This is a genomic window from Runella sp. MFBS21, from assembly GCF_029433105.1.
Taxonomy (GTDB): domain Bacteria; phylum Bacteroidota; class Bacteroidia; order Cytophagales; family Spirosomataceae; genus Runella.
In genome coordinates this window covers 102,216-121,049 of the sequence record NZ_JARNTW010000018.1, presented here as the reverse complement: position 1 = coordinate 121,049, position 18,834 = coordinate 102,216, and the positions used below count along the sequence as shown (strand labels likewise).

Sequence of the window (18,834 nt, the reverse complement as noted above, 5' to 3'; positions counted from 1 at the left end):
ACTCAAAGATACGAAATATTTGCGCCTTTGAATTGAAGCGCAAATTCTTCTAAAGAGGTTTTAGGATGCCTCAAATCGTCCCAAGTAGTATGGGCATACAAGACTTCTTTTGATTTTTCATAAAACCCAAAAAGTTCGGCCAAATGTTTCATTTTCGGGCTGAAAAAACCAATAAATCTTACCAATACTACGGGTAATATCATCGTTTTGAGCTGCGGATTGAAGTCTGCTTTGAGGCGATTGACGATTTGGAGGTAGTCCATTTTTTCGTTGCCTTGCACGGCATAATGTTTATAAAAGCTTTGGGGATTGCCTACAGCTCTTACCACTTGGCGAGCATAGTCGGTGGAGTTGGTCCAATAGAATTTTACTGGTTTGCCAATCCACTGCAAAGTATTTTTGTTGATTCCCCAAAAAATACTATCCAAAAACCAACTAGGGTGAAAAATCGTAAACGGAATTTGGGATTGCTCTATGTACTGATGCCCTTGCCGACGAAGTTGGTTTTGTAAGGTGTCGCTGGGTTCTTGGGTGTGTGGGTAAGCTCCCAAAGCGCTGATTTTCAGGATTTGCTTTATGTTGTTGTGCTCACAAGCTTCCACGATGTTTTTGATGCCTTCTCGTTCGTTATAAAAACTCTGCCCTGGACTTACTTCGTCCGAACTCAAGTTGATATACACATAATCTACCCCTTTGAAAGATGCTATAAGGCTGTTTTTGTCGGTTACATTGCCTTGCACAAATGTTGCGGCAGAAGGAAGCGTTTTTTGGGCTTTGGCAATGTCCCTGACGATGGCTCTCACCTGAAAGCCTTGTAAAATAAGTTCTCTAACGACGGGTTGAGCCAAGCGACCTGTAGCGCCCACGACCGCAATGATAGGTTTGATATTCATGGTAAAATTGGTTGATTATTGATGAACCTTGCCAGCTTTTTGAAAAGGTCAAATTTGTGAAAGCTGGCAAGGTTTAAACTTTGATTTGATGAACTTTGCCAGCTTTTTGAAAAGGTCAATTGGTGAAAGCTGGCAAGGTTTAAGCCTTCGATTTGGTGAACCTTGCCAGCTTTTTGAAAAGGTCAAATTTGTGAAAGCTGGCAAGGTTTAAACTTTGATTTGATGAACCTTGCCAGCTTTTTGAAAAGGTCAATTGGTGAAAGCTGGCAAGGTTTAAGCCTTTGATTTGATGAACCTTGCCCGCTTTTTGAAAAGGTCAATTGGTGAAAGCTGGCAAGGTTTAAGCCTTCGATTTGGTGAACCTTGCCAGCTTTTTGAAAAGGTCAAATTGGTGAAAGCTGGCAAGGTTTAAACTTTGATTTGATGAACCTTGCCAGCTTTTTGAAAGGGTCATTTGTGAAAGCTGGCAAGGTTTAAGCTCTCCATTTGATGAATCTTGCCAGCTTTTTGAAAGGGTTAAATTTGTAAAAGCTGGCAAGGTTTAAAAGGTAGCTTTAAAAAGTCAAACGATAGAAAGGAATGGGCAAAAAGCCTTGTTGATAAGCCGTTCCGATGCGATTGACGCGTGGGTTGTAGGCTTGTTGAAAGATATTTTGGTGATTGGTAAAGTTCTGTAAATCAATCGCAATTTCGTGGGTAGCGTGGCGGCGGTTGAGTTTGTAGCCAATCTTGAGGTCGGTGCGGAAGTAGCCGTCTTGCTGTTGGAGAAAAGCGCGAGTATCGTCATAAATCGTATTTCGAGCATCGGCCGAGGCACTCAAGTTGATAGGACGGATGTATCGCCCACCCGCTGCCGTGAGTTTCCAGTTGATGGTGAGGATATTGGCTTTCCCCAAACGAATCTCCTTTCCCGCCAACGCATTCACTACATAGTGACCATTGAAGGGAGTATTACGTTCTATGTTGTCGCTACCTTTATATTTGGAGTTGAAGAGCGAAGTAGTCAGTAAGAAATAGTAGCTGTTAGAAAAATACTTTTCGAGAGTAATTTCTAGACCATAATTACGTCCTGTTCCTTTGTTGACTAAATTGCCTTTGTTGATAGGATTGAAATCGGCCCCTTCAATCAAAACAGAATAAAAACTTGGGTAACGCTCCACGGGCACATCAAACAGCGATTGATAGTAGGTTTCGACTTTTAATCGTAGATTTTCGGAGAGATTCCGCTCGTAGCCTAGCACAAAATGATGACTACGTGTAAAGTCTAAGTCTTTGTTGGTGAGGCTATAAGTGCCGTCTTGGTTTTGGGTTTGATAAAAATAAAGCAAAAGAGGTTGGAGATTGCTGTGAAGTCCATAAGCTATTTGTATGCTACTGCCGTCCGGCAGAGATTGAGATAGCCCTAGACGAGGTTCGAGAGCAGTGGCATTGTTGAGTTCATAATGCAATACCGTCGCTCCTGCATTGAGCGTAAGATTTTGGGTAAAACGATGCTTCCACTGTGCATAAGCTTGGGTAAGCATGGTCTCACCAGCTACGTTGCGCTGAAAAATATCCTCTGGATACAATTCCCGATTTTTGAGATTAAATCGGTTGAAATCAACAATCAACCCTACCGATAGTTTGTTTCTAGCATTGATTTTATGGTTGATGTTGGCGTTTAAAGAAAGTTTTTCGTTGGTAAATTGCGCGTTTTCATTCGGGATTTCCTGTAAAATTTCTTTGCTTTCGTTTTTATAAATCACCGTATCTCCCTCAAAATTTTGGTAAGTACGCGAGCCCGAAAGTGTGATTTTGCCGTAGGTTTTGTTTGTAAAACGATGCTCGTAAGAAAGCGCAGCCACGCCCGATTCAAAATTGACACGCGTATTGTTGTTTTCGTCGCCATAAGCATCCCCTTTTTCGGTATCTACATCTTTACCCAAAAAAGTAACATTGCTTTTTCCACCAATAGTCCAAAAACTCAAGTGCCCTTTTTTACCTACAGGAATGTCGGTCTTGAACGTAAAGTCTTGATAGTAAGGTGTTCCGGCAATCGTAAAGCCGATTTTTGACATCAATCCAAACAAAGAATAACGATAATTGGCTAAATAAGATGCCTTTGATTTTTTGCTAAATGGCCCTTCGGCTCCTATTTCTACGCCGTTGAAACCTATTTGGGTCAAAAACTCATGTTTTTCGTCATTGCCTTTGCGAAGGCGCAAATCAAAGACCGAACCTAGGGCGTTGGCATATTCGGCTGGAAAAGCGCCTGTCAAGAAGTCTGATTTAGCCAGAAGATTGGCATTAATCATGGATACTGGCCCGCCCGAAGTTCCCAAAGAGCCAAAATGATTGGGATTGGGAATATTTACTCCCTCCAAACGCCATAGGAGCGAAGCGGGGGAGTTGCCCCGTACGACTATGTCGTTGCGGGCGTCGTTGGCGCCACTTACTCCCGCAAAATTGGCTGCCATCCGCGAAGGGTCGCCTAAGCTACCGGCGTATTTGAGGGTTTCGGCGGGACTAAAAGGCCGTGCGCTCACGGTCGCCATTTCGTTGTTGGTGACCTTGTTGTCGTCGGTACGTTTGTAAGAAACCGTCACTTCATTCAAGTGAGTGAAGCTTTCGGTCATTGAGAAGTCTAAAATCACTTCTTTACCAGCGTTGACAATAATGTCTTTGGCAAAAATGTCTTCGTAGCCTACATAGGTGATTTTGAGGGCAATACGCCCAATGTTGACTTTGGGTAGATGAAATAGCCCGTCGGCGGCGGTAGTGGTTCCGATGAGAGGGGAGCTTCCTACCACCACCACCGTTGCCCCCGCGACGGGCGATTTGGAGGCGGCATCCGTGATTTTGCCTCTGACAGTTTGCGTGGGAGCTTGTGGCCAAGCTACATTGGATGTAAAAAAGACTGCTAATAGATAGAAAAGAGAACGGTAAATGGGTGTTTTCATGACGTGTTTGTGTTTGTTTTCGCTACAAAGCTGCTACAAACACGCCTTCTCAAAAATCTGAAAAAGGGCGAAACGTAAAGAACCAAGGTTGAAACATCAATAGAAGTGGGGTGAACTGTCAGGCTACCTAATAGACGAGTGCTACTCGTTGGGAGTCGTATAAATATAGGTCCTTCCGAGGTGTGTGTTTGGGAAAATTCATCAACAGTAAAAAAAATACTAAAAAGTACCAAGAATGTTTTCTTTCGTTGGCAGAAGTTCGACTAAAGAGATGAAAATATTTTCTATAGCTGATACATCGGAATTATAAAAATAAAATGAGCTAGTAAAAATAATAGAATCTATAGAAAATAATTTGAATGGGGAAGCCGAAAACCATATTTAGAGTAGGTATGATGTATAAATTATTGTTATTATGGCAAAGAACCAAACTGATGTTGGGGTAGAAAACGCGCAACTTAAACTAAAGCTCGAACAACTTAAAATTAAATCTACGGTGGGGCTTACTAAAATGGCGGAAACAATCCGTAAAATTAACCCGCACGCACTGATACCTGTCGAAAAACTGCCTGAAGATGTAAAAGCGACATTGCAAGTGCTTAAAACTGATAATAAAAGATTTCATGGTGCTAAAATAGCGCTCTCTTGGTTTCCACCACAGCTTATTTTTTCACCTTGTAGTGATAAATTTGGATATTTGACTTCGGCTACTGTAAGAGCGTCGAGTAAGCTGGACTTCAATGTTGTCAATGTTGGTTTGATGAATCAACTAGGTGATTTGATGGCTAACAATGGGCGTGAAAATGGCATCGCAGATTCTAACATCCCAGCAGGGTACACATACTTTGGGCAATTTGTTGATCATGATATTACCTTAGATGTATCATCGTCTATTGATAGTGCTACTGATGCCAATACGATCAATAACATGCGCACGCCCTCGTTAGAACTTGACAACGTATACGGAAGAGGGCCTGCGCTAGATCCTTATTTATATGAATTCCCGTCATCGGGGCCATCTACGGCCATTAAGTTTAAGCTAGGAACCAACCGAAATGCAGGTCCTGGCGGCCCCTCCACGTCAGGCGGCGGTGCGGCAGGTATGCAGATACAAACAGATTTTGATGTGCCTAGGATTAGCGGAACCAACACAGCGGTGATTGGCGACCCTCGCAATGATGAAAACCTATTTGTGTCACAGTTCCAATCAGCCATGCTGAAGTTTCATAATGCCGTAGTGGATATTATAGTAGCGGCGGGTTTTAATGGAGATATTTTTGTAGAAGTAAAAAAAATAGTGACACACCACTATCAGTGGGCAGTAATACACGATTTCCTCAAAAAGATTTGTGGTACTGCTGTCGTTGACAATGCCCTCACCAACGTGGCTGCGCCAGTAGGAAGTGCGTTTAGGATGCCGGTGGAGTTTTCGGTAGCGGCGTATCGGTTTGGGCATAGTTTGGTAAGGGAGAGATATTGGATAAACCATAATTTTATCAACCAACCTCTTTCTGATGCCTTTAATTTTATCAGAAATCCCAATCTACCAGTTCTGTCAAACTGGGTGGTTGATTTCAATGCCTTTTTCCCAACAGGAATACCCGTACCTGTGTTTAATATGGCTCGCAAGATCGATAGTGTGCTTGCCAACGGATTAGAAACTCTGCCCGGAGGCAGTGGAATTATGGCGATGCTGGCGGCTAGAAATCTACGTCGAGGGTTGGCGCTAGGTTTGCCTAGTGGACAGGCCACGGCGGTGGCATTGGGAGTGCCTCCACTGACTACGGCTCAATTGACGAGTGGTCTGCCTGCTAATGAAATAGCAATACTCAATTCAAATGGAGGAGTGCTTCTTAACAAAACACCACTGTGGTATTATATTTTGAAAGAAGCGGCAGTATTGGGAAATGGTAACACGTTGGGACCTTTAGGAGGGAAAATAGTAGCCGAAACTTTTGTGAAAATGCTTAAAAGAGATGCAAATTCATATTGGAATGTACCAGGAGGTTTTACGCCTTTTCTACCTTCACAAAACTCAGGTAATTTTACGGTAACCGATATCATTATTTTGTCAGGAGTATCTCAGCCTTGATACAATTTTAAAGTCGTAACTAACTGGCCTTAACCATTCAAATTCGAGTGGCTAAGGCTGTTTTTATTAGAATGAATTAAAAGTATTAAAAAATAATAATGTTTTTATTGTGGGAATAAATCAATATTATTGCAAGAACAACAGCTTGATAGTATTCTAATAGTTGTTGTGATGACAAAAACCTAAACCTCATACACATGCATTCTAACATTTATCAACCAAGTGGTAAATCCTCTGCTTTAATCTATGTGATTGCTTTCTTTTTCTTGCTTATTGGAGTTCCACTGTTAAGCTCCGTCTATTCACTGCTCCTTTGGTACATCCCATTTATTTATGTACACTTTCTTTTTACGGCTGGTCTCGGGATTGTTTTAGCCTTGACTTTGAACAAAATTCTTAAAATCGGAAAAGTCCGCAGCAAGAAACTAGCAAATTGTTTAGCTTTGATTGCGGCATTATTGGCGCTATATTTCGTTTGGACAAGCTATATTACACTACTTTTTAATGCAGGTGAAACTATTACCTCTAACTTAACTAGACATAAGCTTAGAGGAGGATTATCTATCACTAAAACTTTTTTTAACATTGAAGACTTCATTAATATTAGCCTAAATCCCCGTGTTGTATCTGAAACCATGTCATATTTGTATGCCGTAGGGGCATGGAGTATCTTTAAAATTACCGTCAAAGGATTTGTATTAGGTTTGATTTGGTTTTTAGAAGCGATTGTAATCGTAGGTTTTACATTTTTATTAGGAACAAGCCAAGCAGAAGAACCATTTTCGGAAGAAAGTAATGAATGGTTTGATAAAAAAATATTGCCTTATTTTATCAAACAACCTGAAAATCTTGAAGAATTTGTCGAAGATTTAAAAAATGGGAAAGCCTCAGTGTTGAGTTCATTGGAATATGATAGCCAAAGCAGCATGGATTATTATCAAATTACCACTTTCGCTCACTCTAATGAACCTGTTGCTTATATTAATTTTTCAAATGTTAAAGTATCTTTTGATGATAAGGGAAAAGAATCTCAAGATGTTCAGGATTTGGCAAAAAATGTGAAGGTATCTTTGTCTGACTTGCGAAGGTTAGAAGAACAATTTGCCTAAAAGAATCATTAGCTAAAAATTTTAAAATAACCGCAAAGAGTCTCGATTGTAGAATTTTTGCGGTTATCAATTACTTTATTTCTTTCCCAGTCGTATCAATCGTTAATTTTTTCATGCCTAACTCTACTTTTGCTTTGCCTTTTCGGAAATCGTTGGCTTTGGAGTATTGAAAAGGAATCACCAATTTACCTTCTTTATTGATATATCCCCAAAGTCCCACTCCATCTTGACAAACAGGGGCAAGACCTTCTTCTTCAGAAAACATCCCTATTTCACAAAAAGACGGTTGAACTAGAATACGTTTATCGTTGTCATCATCTTTCAATAATCCCCATTTTTCATCTATGTTGAATTTTTTTAAGAGAGGCTTAAGACTAATGATTTTTTGAGGTGCTTTGACCACTTCTGAGTTGTAATAATCAAATATTTGAGCTGATTCGGTATTGTCATTAACGATTCTTATATCATAAGTATTGTCATTGTCGAGGATGGGGTCAAAAAAAGCCAGTTTTTTAATATATACTTTCCATGCTTTTCTTTCTTTTTCTATTTGTAATAAAGCTGTTCTTTGTTGAGGAGACCGAAACGCAAACCCGTTGCGAGCTACCCCGTCGTAATAAATATCAAAAGTTGCTTTAATATATAAATAGTCTTGAGGAGATTTTTGCATTATTTTTTTAAAACCTATATCTGTTAGTCTTACTTTTTTGGTAGAGTTAGGGTTTTCTCCGTTATCACTTTCTCCAAAGTGTCTACTTATTTCTGAGAAATATTTTTCAACAATATAATCCCTCTGGTCGGGTCGTAAATTGGGAGTTTCGTCAATGAAAAAATCATTTTCAATAATCACAGAATCATTTACAAATTTACGCGCTTCAACAAAAGGCATTACTAAACTTTCTATTAACTTAGGTCGCTCATGGGAGGTAGAAAATAAGAAACTATTGTAATCATCTTCTAAGCTACGAATTAAATCATAAGCTTTTTCTTTGATTATTTTTTCTTCCGATTTAGTGAGTGTTCTTTCTACTTGCGCTTGCAATGAAAAGCTGCAAATGCTAAAAACTAAAGATAATAAAAACGCCTTTGTAGGAATAAAGATGTTGTCTAAAATAAAATAAAGAAAAATTGTACTGATTTTCATTTGGATTGGCTAACAGTGTTTTCTGAAAATTTGATTTCAACTCGCCTATTAAGCGCTTTTGACGATTCGTGGGTGTTGTCGGCAGCAGGAAAATTTTGTCCCATAGCATACCATTTTAATTGTGCTTCAGATACGCCATGTGAAACTAAATAATTGACCGCTACTTTTGCCCTAAACTCCGAAAGGGTTTTGTTTAACATACGGTCACCTACGTTGTCGGTAAATCCCGTTATTTGCGCTGTAATGGTAGGGTAAGTTGCTAAAAATAAGGCTATTGAGTCTAGCGATGTTTTGGCTTTTGGTAGGAGTTGATACTGACTTTGCTCAAAATGAATAACCATCATCGTCGGGATAGATGGCAAAGGCTGTGGGGCAACGGGCGGCTCGGGAACAGTAGTTGTTAGGCTTGTTTTGGGGATGTCTAACGAAATAAAATTAAGACCCTGCTTAGGTTTTATTTTTTGCTCAAAAGGCTGAGCGTTGAAATTGCCTTTTAGCGTATAAGTGTCGTCGGGTGAAAGTTCTAAAAAACCATTCGAGTTTCCGATTAAAGTAGGTCGGAGCTTTGCCCCTGTTTTGCTGATAAATTCGAGTTTTAAAAGGTCAGAAGATGCTTTGCTTTCAGTTGAGAATGCTACAAAAGTTTGCATTTTGCTCAATGCAATTTCATAGACATTACTTTTGTTGTCTAATTTATCAATAATCAGATTTCCGGTGTATGTTTGATATCCTTGAGCGTTGACGATGACCGCAATAATGTCTTCTTGATCAAATATTACTTTTTCGCCTTTGGAAGAAGGTAAATACGTAAAACATTTTTGATTGGCTACTTTTGTGTAAAGCAAACAAATTTCTCCCTTTACATTTTTTTTAGTTTGTACATCTATTAATTTAAAGTAGCGGGTGGCTGTGCCATTAGAGCTAGTGCCAGCATTTTCTAAAACAAGTTGACTTTGTTCGGATTGAAAATAAGGTTTATCACTCCCTTGCTTATCGACCGCATAAAGTTCTAGGTTGAGAAAATAAGCAGCCATTCTGTTGTTCCCAGAAATGGGTAACTCAAGCATTCTAAATTCACTTTTTTCTACGATTAAAGATGTTGCAGCGCAGGGTAATTGAATTGTAAAAGTGCCATCCTGAGTGCTAGTGCCTATGGATTTTCGATTTTCGCTGGTTCTGACCGAAAACCGTACCAATAATGGTTTTTTTGAAGATGCATCCACGATTGTTCCTTTTAATGTGATACATTGACCCAATATACGCGAAGAAAAATGTAGGATGATACTTAAAATTAGTACTGCTCGACCCATAGGTTGTTAATTGATTAATCGACCACTACATTTACATCACCAATCAAAATTTGATAGGTTCGTTCATTCTCTTTTTCTGCTTTTTTATAAGGTTGGAGTTTTATTTTATAATTTTTTTTGGTCACATCTCGGAAAACCCCTGCATCAAAAATCTGCTCACCCGTCACAATACCCCAGTGATTTCCTTTGTCGTCGGCTTCAAAATCTTCTACTACGGCTAGGTTAGCCATTGTTATTTCAATTTTGGGGTAATTCAATTTACTGAGTCGTACCAAATAATCTTCCACATTACGAGAAGTACGCTGCGAAGGGTCTTTTATTGAGCTTACCTGCATTTTAGAGCCAGGTACAAATATTTTTAAAGCTTCTCTGATAGCTTCATTTTTTTCTGATTGGCTCCGGCTTTTATCCACAATTTGATTGAGTAAGCGATTCAGCTCTTTTACTTTGTCAACGGACTTGGCTTTATAAAGTTTCTGCTCTTCGGGAGTCAGTTTTTGGGGTGATTTGGGTTCGACAACTTCGGCAATAGGCTGAGTAGGAACAACCGGTGGAGGGGTAGGAGCGGGTTTTGGAGTGATAGAAGGTGTTTTTTTTAGGGTTCGTAATTGCTGAATTTTGGCATAATTAGTCCTCAAATTCAAAAATACTTCAGGGGCTTCTGACTCCAATTGATGACTTCCGTCTTTTCTAATAATACCCAATAAATCCTCTTTGCTGATAGAAGCGGATTTTCCTTCCAAGGTAAGATAGTTGACCGCATCTTTTTCGCTTTGAATCGTGCAAGCAATGATTTCAAAAGGAGCTGCTTTTAGCAAAATATCATTCACAAATCCTTTCTTCTCTTCCCCATAAAAGGCATTGATTTGTTCTGCTGCTTGAGTCTCATCTGTGGCAAGGTCTCCAATAACTAAATAATTGCCCACTTGGTTGAAAGCTACTGCTACTTTGTCACGACCTGTATTCCAAGATTTGGTTCCTTCCAAGAGCATACCTATTTTCTCCTCATTGGCCGAAACCAACTTCCCAACGGTTTTAGAGCCTGTGTTGAAATATATATATTCCTGAGCTGAGCTTTCAGTCCAGAGACTTATAATGAGGAGAAGCCCGATGCTTATTTGTTGTAAAAATTTCATAATACATTTTGGGGTATTTTCAGTGGGTTATTTTTTTATTTTGAAGCGCCAAATTTGGTATTTTGAGGCTTTGGCACCACGGTCTGAACTAAAATAGATGAAGTCGTCGATAGACCAATACGGTGCAAAGTCATTGGATTTGTTGACGGTATATTGGCGTAGATTTTCTCCATTTACGTCGATGACATAGATGTCGGCATCGATTTTATTTTTTTTGGTTAATTGAAAAATGAGATTTTTACCATCGGGACTCCAATTGGGGTTGGTAGCATAGCCAAGACTAACATCTGTAATTTGGCGCGGAGAATCTCCTTCGATAGACATAATCCAGAGGGTTCCCATTTCTTTTGATTTATTTTTATCTAAATCGTATTTTACAAAAGTGATGTTTTTGCCATCGGGAGATATTTTGGGGAAGCTTCCTTCGCCAATCATTTTTAGCTCTTTAGTTTTGAGGTCTTTGATCCAAATTTGATTTTTTTTGACTGCTACGCCTTCATATCCTTTAGAGGTAGCCGAAGCGTAAGTGCGAGGGGTAGCGCCTTTCTCAAAAATAATCAGGTTGCCATCTGGTGACCAAGAAGGGTTGTATTCGTTTTCGTCGGTATTGGTTACTTGTGTGATAGCTTTTCCTTTTCCTGCTTCGATATAATAAATGTCGAAGTTGGTTTTATCAAAGTATTGAAACACGATGCGGTTGTTGGCATTACAAAAAGCGGGGGCTAAGTTTACATTTTTACCGCTGGTTTTTTGTACTACCGCTTTTGGGAGTACTTTTTCTTTCATGTAGAGATTGTAAGAACCGTCGTCTTCGCGCGAGACAAACACAAGATTTTCGCCCAAATCCCCTCCATAGGGATATAGACAAGGTTTTTCGGAGTCGCTTATTTTGGTAAGGGCGTCAAAATCTTCGCCTTCAGAGGTGATTTGAAAGGTTTTGGGGGCACACCCTACCAAGAGGGTAGATGTGAGTGCCACAGAAAGCACAATTTTTGAGAATAGCCGAGTGCAAGTTTGAAAAACAGGCTTGAGGGATAAAGGAGTCATCGAGCTTTGAGGTTGGTTATAATAGTTTGATTTCTAGGTACTTTAGTGTAAGGGATTCGTTGGGGGCATAGGCCTTAAAATAAAAGCCAATGTTCCAAGTTTTGGATTCTTTTTCGAACTGAGGGAACTTTACTTTGGCAAAAGGAAGTGCTTGGTCGTTGACCAAATAGATAAACTCATTGTCTGCTACTTTTTTCAAAGTTAATTTGAGGGAGGTGCTTGTTTGTTCGGGCAGCTGAGGCTTTACGCCTATCATCAAATTATCGGGGGTATTGTCGGTAATGTCGTTGATTTCGAAGGTTTTATTTTTTGTGTTTACTTTAAAATAGGCATAAGTTTTAGGGTCGGTGTATTGCCATACAATGCCTACTTCTGACATAGGCCGGGCATTAGACAATTCAAAAATGGCTTCTATTTCAAAGTTTTTTTTATAAAAATCGTGCGTTATGGGAGTATGCAAAAAGCCCACCTGCCCTTGTTGTCCGGGGGTACTGCGAATGGTGTATTGCTGATTGTCTCTAGAATGAGTAGTAGTAAAATAGCTGCTATTCGAAAACTTCCATAGTTTGCTGTATTCGGGATTACAGACAAAATCTTGAAATACAGCTTTGTATTTGTGGTCGTTTTCGGTCATAAAATCCCCTTGGTGATTGGGGCATCCTGCTATGTATTCGACAGAAGACCGAAGCTTGTTGTTCTGAAAAATTTGGCGAAGAGCTTTCTCTTGTCCTAAATCTGAATCATAACCTCCTATTAATGAGCCTATTTGCTTGCCATTGTTGTCGAAAATAAATTCTTTGAAGTTTTTTCGTTTCCCGTCAAAGAGGTACATTGCTTCAGCAATCTGCTGCCCTTCTTTATTAAATTGGAATTCTGCCTCTAGTCGTCCCTTACTGTATATACGAATGCTCTTGGCACCGTCTTCTTCATAAAACTCACATCGCCCGTCGTACTTGTTGTTACGGGCTTCGTCATCGTTGTTATAGCGTTCATACTGACCCTTAAATTTAGGCTTGTTGGTATCGCTATAGTAATCTTCCACCAGCCCTTTGGGTTGCTTTGTAATGGGGTCAAAACTTCCCTTCCTCACAAAATAAGCCTTTTCTTTATTGGTGTAGCGGTTTTGTTTTGTAAAGTACATGGTTTCTACCGCCGTAGGTGCCTGAAGTTCGGTTTTCACTCCCTCCACAGCCTGAAAAGCCAGGGTATTTTCAGTGACAATATTATTGACTTTGGGTTCTGGGGCTTTTTTCTTAGGAAGAACTACATTTTCATTTTTGACGGGCTGTGTAGGCTGTTTAGTCTCTGTACTCGCCAACTCTTTTGAATCACGGTTTTTTTGTTTTTTGGACGATTTTTTTGAGGAAATATTCTCTTTAGCGGGTGTTATATCTGTCGCTGGTTCAGCAGGAAGTGAGGTTGGATTTTCTTCAGTTTTTACCTCTGCCTTTGCTACTTGTGGAGAGGGATTTTTTTCGGTATTCGCTTTTTTTGCTCTTTTTTCAGGTTTGGGCACATTGTCGTTTTCAGCGTTTTTTTTGCTGACAACAGCAGGCGAAGTCTCGGACTTGGTTTCAAATAAAGGCAAAGTGTTGATTTGCTTCCAACCGCTGGTAGCAACCAATGTTTTTAGTTGCTCTTGGCCGATAGCCGAGTTACTAAAACACCAGATGAGGGTTACTATTTTGTAAAAAAGTTTCATTATTTTTCTATGATTCTAACATCCCAACAAGAGGCGTATAGAGCGTTTCATTGTTTTACAATTTTTTTGGTAACTGTTGTATTCCCGTCCTTGATTTTTAGATAATAGACCCCTATAGGAAGGTGACTCACCTGATAACTTTCACGGGCTTTTTGCTGACTAAAACGCTCAAGTTGTTGGCCATTTTCACTCCATAGTTCAATCGTAGTGGAGGTAGTATGCGCCTTATTTTCAATTGTTAGGGCTGTACTTATGGGATTGGGGTACACCTTCCAATCATCGTTGAGCAGAGGTGAGGCCGCCGTAGTGACATCCACATGATACACGAATGAGTACTTGGTGCCACAGCCGTTGCGATTGGCACGCACCATGTAGGCACCGGGTTTGGCACCTAAGAAGATACGACCCGTAGCTCCTGTTTCGAGGGTATAACCTGTGGAATCTGCTAAAGAACTAATACTGCCTGATTTATAATACCATTCATATTTACCGTCGCTGCTTTCGGAAGCTTCGAGGGTGTTGTAGTCTAAGACCGCAATGCTTGATCGAGCAGGTTTGAGGGTGAGTTTGTTGGTGGGAGAAGTGGCCTTGCAGCCGTCTTTGAGGATAGATACGATATAGCTTGACTCATTTCCTAACACGAGGGTATTGCCATCGTAGTTTATTACTTTGCCTGTAGTTAGGGTATTGGCTTTTAAGCCTTCATCCATTTTGACGGTGCGGGTATCTTGTTTCCATTCATATTTATAAAGCTCTGTATAACGAGGCTCGGAAAGTTGGGCAGTAAGCAGGATAGGGCGGTCGTCGCACAAGGCGGGTGGATTGGTAGGGGTGATATTGACGGCAAAATTGCTCAAGGCTTCGATAGCGATAGTATCGGGCGAAGTAGCTAGGCATATATTGTTGAAGTTGGCCGTGGCAAAATACCTTCCTGTTTGGGAGGGAGTATAGCTATTGCCTGAGTTGGTGCCAGGGGCGTTGCTGCCGTCGCGTTTCCAAGTAATGACCGCCGTGCTTAAATTGGAGGTGGCTTGGAGTACCATCGGAATGCCGTTTTCACCACTACAGACAATAATCGGCTTGGAGGTATTGGGAGGCGTAACGTTTACTTTTAGTTCTTCTTCTCGTGGGCTGACACTCGCCTGCGCATAACACGCGCCCCTCGTCAAATTGACGCTATAAGTACCTTCATTGGTTACAATATACTTAGAAGGGTCGTTGTTGGACTTGCCACCGCCACTCCATTGGTAGGTGGTTCCGGCGCTGCTATCACTCAGAACGGCGATTTCTAAGCCCGTAGCTTTGTTGCAAATAATGGCGGGATTGGGCGTGATTTTAACATTTTTGAAAGGAGGGTCAACGGCGATTTTGATGCTTTGGACCGTTTTTTTCTCCGCACAACCACTTCCTGTAAGGGTGACTTCTAGTCTATAAACCCCTGGTGTAGTGACCTGAAGGGTATTTTCTTTTTGATTGGTAAGTTCAGTATTGCTTTCTCCTCCCCCAAACCATTTGTAGGTAAAGTTTTCGGTATTGTTTGGAATATGGGTGCCTTCGATGGCTGTAGTGATGAGGGAAGATTCACCTCTACAAATCCGAATATCGGTAGGCGAACTAATGACCGTGCCTGTAGCAGCAATGCTGGGCACAAAAAATCCAGATTCAACTTTTACCGTAACGTCTTTGCTACATACGCCTCGATTGAAGATGACTTTATAATCTCCTGCTTGGCTTGCTTTAGCAACCGCCTCCACTGCCGTAACCCCCGGCCCTTGCCATTGATAAGTGATGTCGTTGGTGGGTGAGTCACTGACGGCTGTAAGGTCAATGGAAGTTTCGGGTGCTCCGCAGATGATGGCACGCGTTTTATTGGGGGGAAGTGTGATTTTTTGACCCGTAATAGCTCGGTCCACTCTTATCGCTACTTCAGATGAAATCTTTGCTTGACAGCCCGTTCCTTTGGTCGTAATTTCTACTTTATATTTAAAGGTACCAAGTTCATTGGGCAGAGTAAGGGTCGGGGCGTTGGTTCCGATATCGGCGTTGTCGCGTTTCCATTTATAATCAAATCTGTCGGGGTCGTTGGAGTTGGCGGTGAGTGTAATAGGGGCATCCGAACAAAATGCCTCAGGGGCCGACGCGATATTTTGATCGTAAGCATTTAACTCAATATGGATTTCTTTTTGCCTGAAGCAAGCTCCCCGATGCATGGATACCGCATATCGTCCAGGCTGACTTATGGTTAGGGTCTTGTTGGTGGCATTGCTTATACCAGGCCCCTCCCAGTTGTAGCTCACATTGTCTTGAACTGCGGTGAGTACGATAGAAGGTTCTTCTGGTGCTCCACAAATGATAGGTCTAGTTTTGTTGGTGGGGAGCAAAATACCATCATCTTTGATAGGCTCATCCGATGCGATGCGTTTGGGTTGGGAGGTCTTAGGCGAACACCCCGTACCCTTCGATTGGATTTCGACCGTAAAAGTCCAGGCACCGATTTCGTTAGGAGTGAGGGTTAGCGTGGGAGAATTGCCGCCTATATTATTACCATCGCGTTTCCATACATAATCGAAACGCCCGCCATCATCCGTATTGGCGCGTAAGGTAAGAGGCGAATCGGCACAATAGGCATCGGGTACAGAAGCGATGTTTTGGTCGTAATTGTTGTCTCGGATGTCAATGGCTTTTTGTCTAAAACAAAGCCCATTACGGTTCATGTTTACCACATATCGCCCTCCTTGCCCTACGGTGATGCTCTTGCTGTTAGGATTGCTTACGCCCGGCCCTTCCCATTGATAATTTACATTGTCTTGGGCAGCCGTAAGTACAATAGTAGAAGCATCGGGTGCGCCACAAATGATATTGTTGGCATTGGAGCTTTGGATTTCCCCGTCGGCAATGGGAGTTTCAAAATGGAGACTGAAAGAGGTAGAAGTTTGCTTAGAGGGGCAATTGACCGAAGGCTTCACCTCTACGCGGTATTGTCCGGGGTCGCGTGCTTGGATGGTTTGAGAATTGCCAACGGGCGTGCCGTCTGATTTTGTCCAAGCATAGCTAAATGAGCCTGAGCCATTAGGGTTTACTGTAAGGTCTATGGCCTCTCCTTGGCATTTGGCCGTTTGGGCGGGGGCGTTTATGGTAGGATTGAAGGTGAAAACTTCAACGTTAATGCTTTTGGTGACACTTGGACAGACACTATATCCATTTACCATTTTTTGAACAACTGCTCGGTATTCTTTCGTAGTGGGATTACTTATAGCAGCACCTCCATCAGGCCAACTGACGGTTGAATTGGCGGGATTGTTGATGCTCAAAGTAAGAGGTTCAACATTGCAAAGAGGAAGTACCTTGTTGGCCGTAATCGTCATGTTTGAAGGTAGGGGAGTACCTACCCATATGGTTCCACCTGAATTGCCATAAGGAGTTTCTATATCGATTGCAATTCCTTGATTATCAACATTGGGAAGAACGTAAGATACGGGTGTGAGTGCGTAGTTAAAACTAAAAGAATTATTGATGGGTAATGTTCCAATTTGACTTCCACGTGCTTTCACAATGGCATCACGAGGGCTATCTCCTGAAACATCAATAGTAACTACATTGCCTGCACAGCCAGCTACGTTAGATAAAATAATTCGAGGTAATGAACCAGCAAAATCTAAGGTAACAGTGGTTGAGCCACTTCCTGTATAAGCACCAGTCATTCTTACTGAAAGAGCACAAGTAATTCGGTTGGCTCCCGTAAAATTAATATTACTTAAGGTAGCTTGAAAATAACCTCTTCGCGAAGCATTGTCTGGGGGGCAATACACATAGCCGCTTGATTGTGAAAAAGTAGCGCTGTTGCCACTAATAGAACCTGTACGGTCATAATCCATAGGAGACCCAACACCGCTAATGGTAGAAGAAAATTCTGCCGCACTTCTGCTAGTAAATTTGACAGTGATATTAGAAATAGTTATGGTGGCATCAGTACAATCTAGCCCTCTAATCGTGAAACTAAAGGAGGGCGCACTTCCTCTATACTCTCCCGCAAGTGCTTGATAGCTTTTGGATAGGATGATTAGAGAAAATAATAGATTAACTAATTGAAGTTTCCTCGTAAACGTTTTCTTCATAACTATAAAGTTCAAAGCGAGTAAATGAGTAAAGTCGAGTGTGTATTTTATGATACAAGATTAGAGAAAAAGAAAAGGCCAAAAAATACGTCATTTGACGTATTTTTTGTTTTTAGGGATTTCTCGTATTTGCATTCACTTTGCCGAACTATGTTTTTTTTAATGTAAGTGTTGCGCTTTTTATGAAATATATAAGTAGATATAAGTCAGTTGTTTGGGGAGGGATGTTGGCACTTGTGGGGTGCGATACATTCCAAAAAGTGGATTTCCAAGAAGAACGCTGTAAGCAGGCACCCACAGGCGAAATTGTGGCGGCAAAAGGAGAAAGTTTACGCTGGGATTTTGAACTAAAAGATATAAGCAATACCACCGAAACAGAGGCTATCAGAGTAGTGTGGGACATCGACGGAAAAACTTTCGCGGCTCAACGCGTATCGTATCAGTTTGACAAACGCGGCGAGCAAAAAATTACAGTCATAATGACCAACCGATGCTTAATGCAAACTACCAAAGAAACCACCATAACCGTCAATTGATATGAACGAGTGGTTACTCTTTTGTATGGGGCTGTGTGTGATGGCGACGACCGTAATGGCACAGCCGCGTATCAGCAAAGTACGTTTTGGAATAGACCCCAAATCCAAAGTTGTTGAAATCAAATATGATGTATTTGGTATCAGAGCGTCTGATTCGGTGTATGTATCCGTGGCAGGAAAAAAATCTGGCAATATTGTTCCAAGGGCGTTGAGTGGGGCGATAGGACGAGGTATAAAGCCTGGTTCTGATCGAAAAATCGTGTGGGATGTGGTGGCCGATAGCCTCAGAATAAACGAAGAAATTGAAATCAAAGTCTTGTTGTCTTTAGGAGAACCTATGACGGTGGCATTGCGCGATACTACCAAGCGTGTGCCTAAGCCCGTAGTTAAAAAAGACCGAAAGCATCTCAACGGCGGAGCCTTGTTGCTATTGGGCGGAGGCCTTGCGGCAGGCGGGGGGCTTTATTATTGGAGTACATTGATGAAAACCAAAAGCATCGAATCATATGATCTTTACCAAGTGCGTAATTGGAATCATAAAGAAGACATAACGATTGGCTCTGATACCGAACTTCAACGACGACTCTCGGCGTCGATGGAGCAATCTAATGCCGATTTTAAAAAAGCAAAAACCCAACAAACTCTTTCTAAAGTAATGCTAGTAAGTGGTATTGTGATTGTGGTAGCAGATGCTTTTTTTACGATTCCTTCCCTGTTGCAAAAAGGCAATAATCGCGTCGGACTGCATCTAGAAATGAACTCGTGGGGAGTAGCCTCGGCAGGAGTAAAAGTTAAATTTTAAGCAGAATAC

At 41.2% G+C, this 18,834-nt stretch carries 13 protein-coding genes; 4 read left to right on the top strand and 9 right to left on the bottom strand.

The features are described from left to right. Positions 1-2 precede the first annotated feature (2 nt). From P1X15_RS25170 to P1X15_RS25160, 3 genes are all read right to left on the bottom strand, one after another. On the bottom strand, positions 3-893 hold the full coding sequence (locus tag P1X15_RS25170; RefSeq protein WP_277340900.1) for an SDR family oxidoreductase: 891 nt from the start codon (positions 891-893) through the stop codon (positions 3-5). Positions 894-1,233: 340 nt separating this feature from the next. After that, positions 1,234-1,431, bottom strand: coding sequence for a hypothetical protein (locus tag P1X15_RS25165; RefSeq protein WP_277340899.1), 198 nt, complete (start codon positions 1,429-1,431; stop codon positions 1,234-1,236). 16 nt (positions 1,432-1,447) lie between these two features. Continuing rightward, positions 1,448-3,832 (bottom strand): carboxypeptidase regulatory-like domain-containing protein, encoded by a 2,385-nt coding sequence (locus tag P1X15_RS25160; RefSeq protein ID WP_277340898.1) that lies wholly within the window; start codon positions 3,830-3,832, stop codon positions 1,448-1,450. A 415-nt stretch (positions 3,833-4,247) separates the two neighbouring features. Here P1X15_RS25160 and P1X15_RS25155 point away from each other — a divergent pair, with 415 nt between their 5' ends. Next, positions 4,248-5,924, top strand: a complete 1,677-nt coding sequence (locus tag P1X15_RS25155) for a heme peroxidase family protein (RefSeq protein ID WP_277340897.1) — start codon at positions 4,248-4,250, stop codon at positions 5,922-5,924. Between the two features lie 197 nt (positions 5,925-6,121). Beyond that, positions 6,122-7,033: a hypothetical protein gene (locus tag P1X15_RS25150; RefSeq protein ID WP_277340896.1), complete on the top strand. Its 912-nt coding sequence runs from the start codon at positions 6,122-6,124 to the stop codon at positions 7,031-7,033. Between the two features lie 70 nt (positions 7,034-7,103). On the opposite strand, the gene P1X15_RS25145 is transcribed toward P1X15_RS25150, so the two are convergent. The 6 genes from P1X15_RS25145 to P1X15_RS25120 form a co-directional block, all read right to left on the bottom strand. Continuing rightward, positions 7,104-8,177, bottom strand: coding sequence for a WG repeat-containing protein (locus P1X15_RS25145; protein ID WP_277340895.1), 1,074 nt, complete (start codon positions 8,175-8,177; stop codon positions 7,104-7,106). Then, complete coding sequence (locus tag P1X15_RS25140; protein WP_277340894.1) at positions 8,174-9,400, bottom strand: OmpA family protein; 1,227 nt, start codon at positions 9,398-9,400, stop codon at positions 8,174-8,176. Before P1X15_RS25140 ends, P1X15_RS25145 begins: the two co-directional genes overlap by 4 nt. A 101-nt stretch (positions 9,401-9,501) precedes the next feature. After that, a complete protein-coding gene (locus P1X15_RS25135) occupies positions 9,502-10,623 on the bottom strand; it encodes a hypothetical protein (RefSeq protein WP_277340893.1) in 1,122 nt (373 codons plus the stop codon). A 27-nt stretch (positions 10,624-10,650) separates the two neighbouring features. Further along, positions 10,651-11,670 carry a hypothetical protein gene (locus P1X15_RS25130; protein WP_277340892.1) on the bottom strand — a complete coding sequence of 340 codons (1,020 nt, stop codon included), beginning with the start codon at positions 11,668-11,670 and terminating at the stop codon, positions 10,651-10,653. A gap of 16 nt (positions 11,671-11,686) precedes the next feature. Beyond that, entirely contained in the window at positions 11,687-13,372 is a 1,686-nt protein-coding gene (locus P1X15_RS25125; RefSeq protein WP_277340891.1) for a hypothetical protein, read from the bottom strand. A 47-nt stretch (positions 13,373-13,419) separates the two neighbouring features. Next, positions 13,420-17,487 carry a T9SS type A sorting domain-containing protein gene (locus P1X15_RS25120; protein ID WP_277340890.1) on the bottom strand — a complete coding sequence of 1,356 codons (4,068 nt, stop codon included), beginning with the start codon at positions 17,485-17,487 and terminating at the stop codon, positions 13,420-13,422. Between the two features lie 182 nt (positions 17,488-17,669). Between P1X15_RS25120 and P1X15_RS25115 the strand changes: the two genes are divergently transcribed. Next, positions 17,670-18,023, top strand: coding sequence for a hypothetical protein (locus P1X15_RS25115; protein ID WP_277340889.1), 354 nt, complete (start codon positions 17,670-17,672; stop codon positions 18,021-18,023). 1 nt (position 18,024) lies between these two features. Continuing rightward, positions 18,025-18,825 carry a hypothetical protein gene (locus P1X15_RS25110; protein ID WP_277340888.1) on the top strand — a complete coding sequence of 267 codons (801 nt, stop codon included), beginning with the start codon at positions 18,025-18,027 and terminating at the stop codon, positions 18,823-18,825. Positions 18,826-18,834 lie beyond the last annotated feature (9 nt).

Bases quoted from the DNA above. Each gene is read 5' to 3' on its own strand.
- P1X15_RS25130 (WP_277340892.1), bottom strand. From the start codon at position 11,670: ATGACTCCTTTATCCCTCAAGCCTGTTTTTCAAACTTGCACTCGGCTA.
- P1X15_RS25125 (WP_277340891.1), bottom strand. From the start codon at position 13,372: ATGAAACTTTTTTACAAAATAGTAACCCTCATCTGGTGTTTTAGTAAC.
- P1X15_RS25135 (WP_277340893.1), bottom strand. From the start codon at position 10,623: ATGAAATTTTTACAACAAATAAGCATCGGGCTTCTCCTCATTATAAGT.
- P1X15_RS25170 (WP_277340900.1), bottom strand. From the start codon at position 893: ATGAATATCAAACCTATCATTGCGGTCGTGGGCGCTACAGGTCGCTTG.
- P1X15_RS25150 (WP_277340896.1), top strand. From the start codon at position 6,122: ATGCATTCTAACATTTATCAACCAAGTGGTAAATCCTCTGCTTTAATC.
- P1X15_RS25120 (WP_277340890.1), bottom strand. From the start codon at position 17,487: ATGAAGAAAACGTTTACGAGGAAACTTCAATTAGTTAATCTATTATTT.
- P1X15_RS25145 (WP_277340895.1), bottom strand. From the start codon at position 8,177: ATGAAAATCAGTACAATTTTTCTTTATTTTATTTTAGACAACATCTTT.
- P1X15_RS25160 (WP_277340898.1), bottom strand. From the start codon at position 3,832: ATGAAAACACCCATTTACCGTTCTCTTTTCTATCTATTAGCAGTCTTT.
- P1X15_RS25155 (WP_277340897.1), top strand. From the start codon at position 4,248: ATGGCAAAGAACCAAACTGATGTTGGGGTAGAAAACGCGCAACTTAAA.
- P1X15_RS25110 (WP_277340888.1), top strand. From the start codon at position 18,025: ATGAACGAGTGGTTACTCTTTTGTATGGGGCTGTGTGTGATGGCGACG.
- P1X15_RS25115 (WP_277340889.1), top strand. From the start codon at position 17,670: ATGAAATATATAAGTAGATATAAGTCAGTTGTTTGGGGAGGGATGTTG.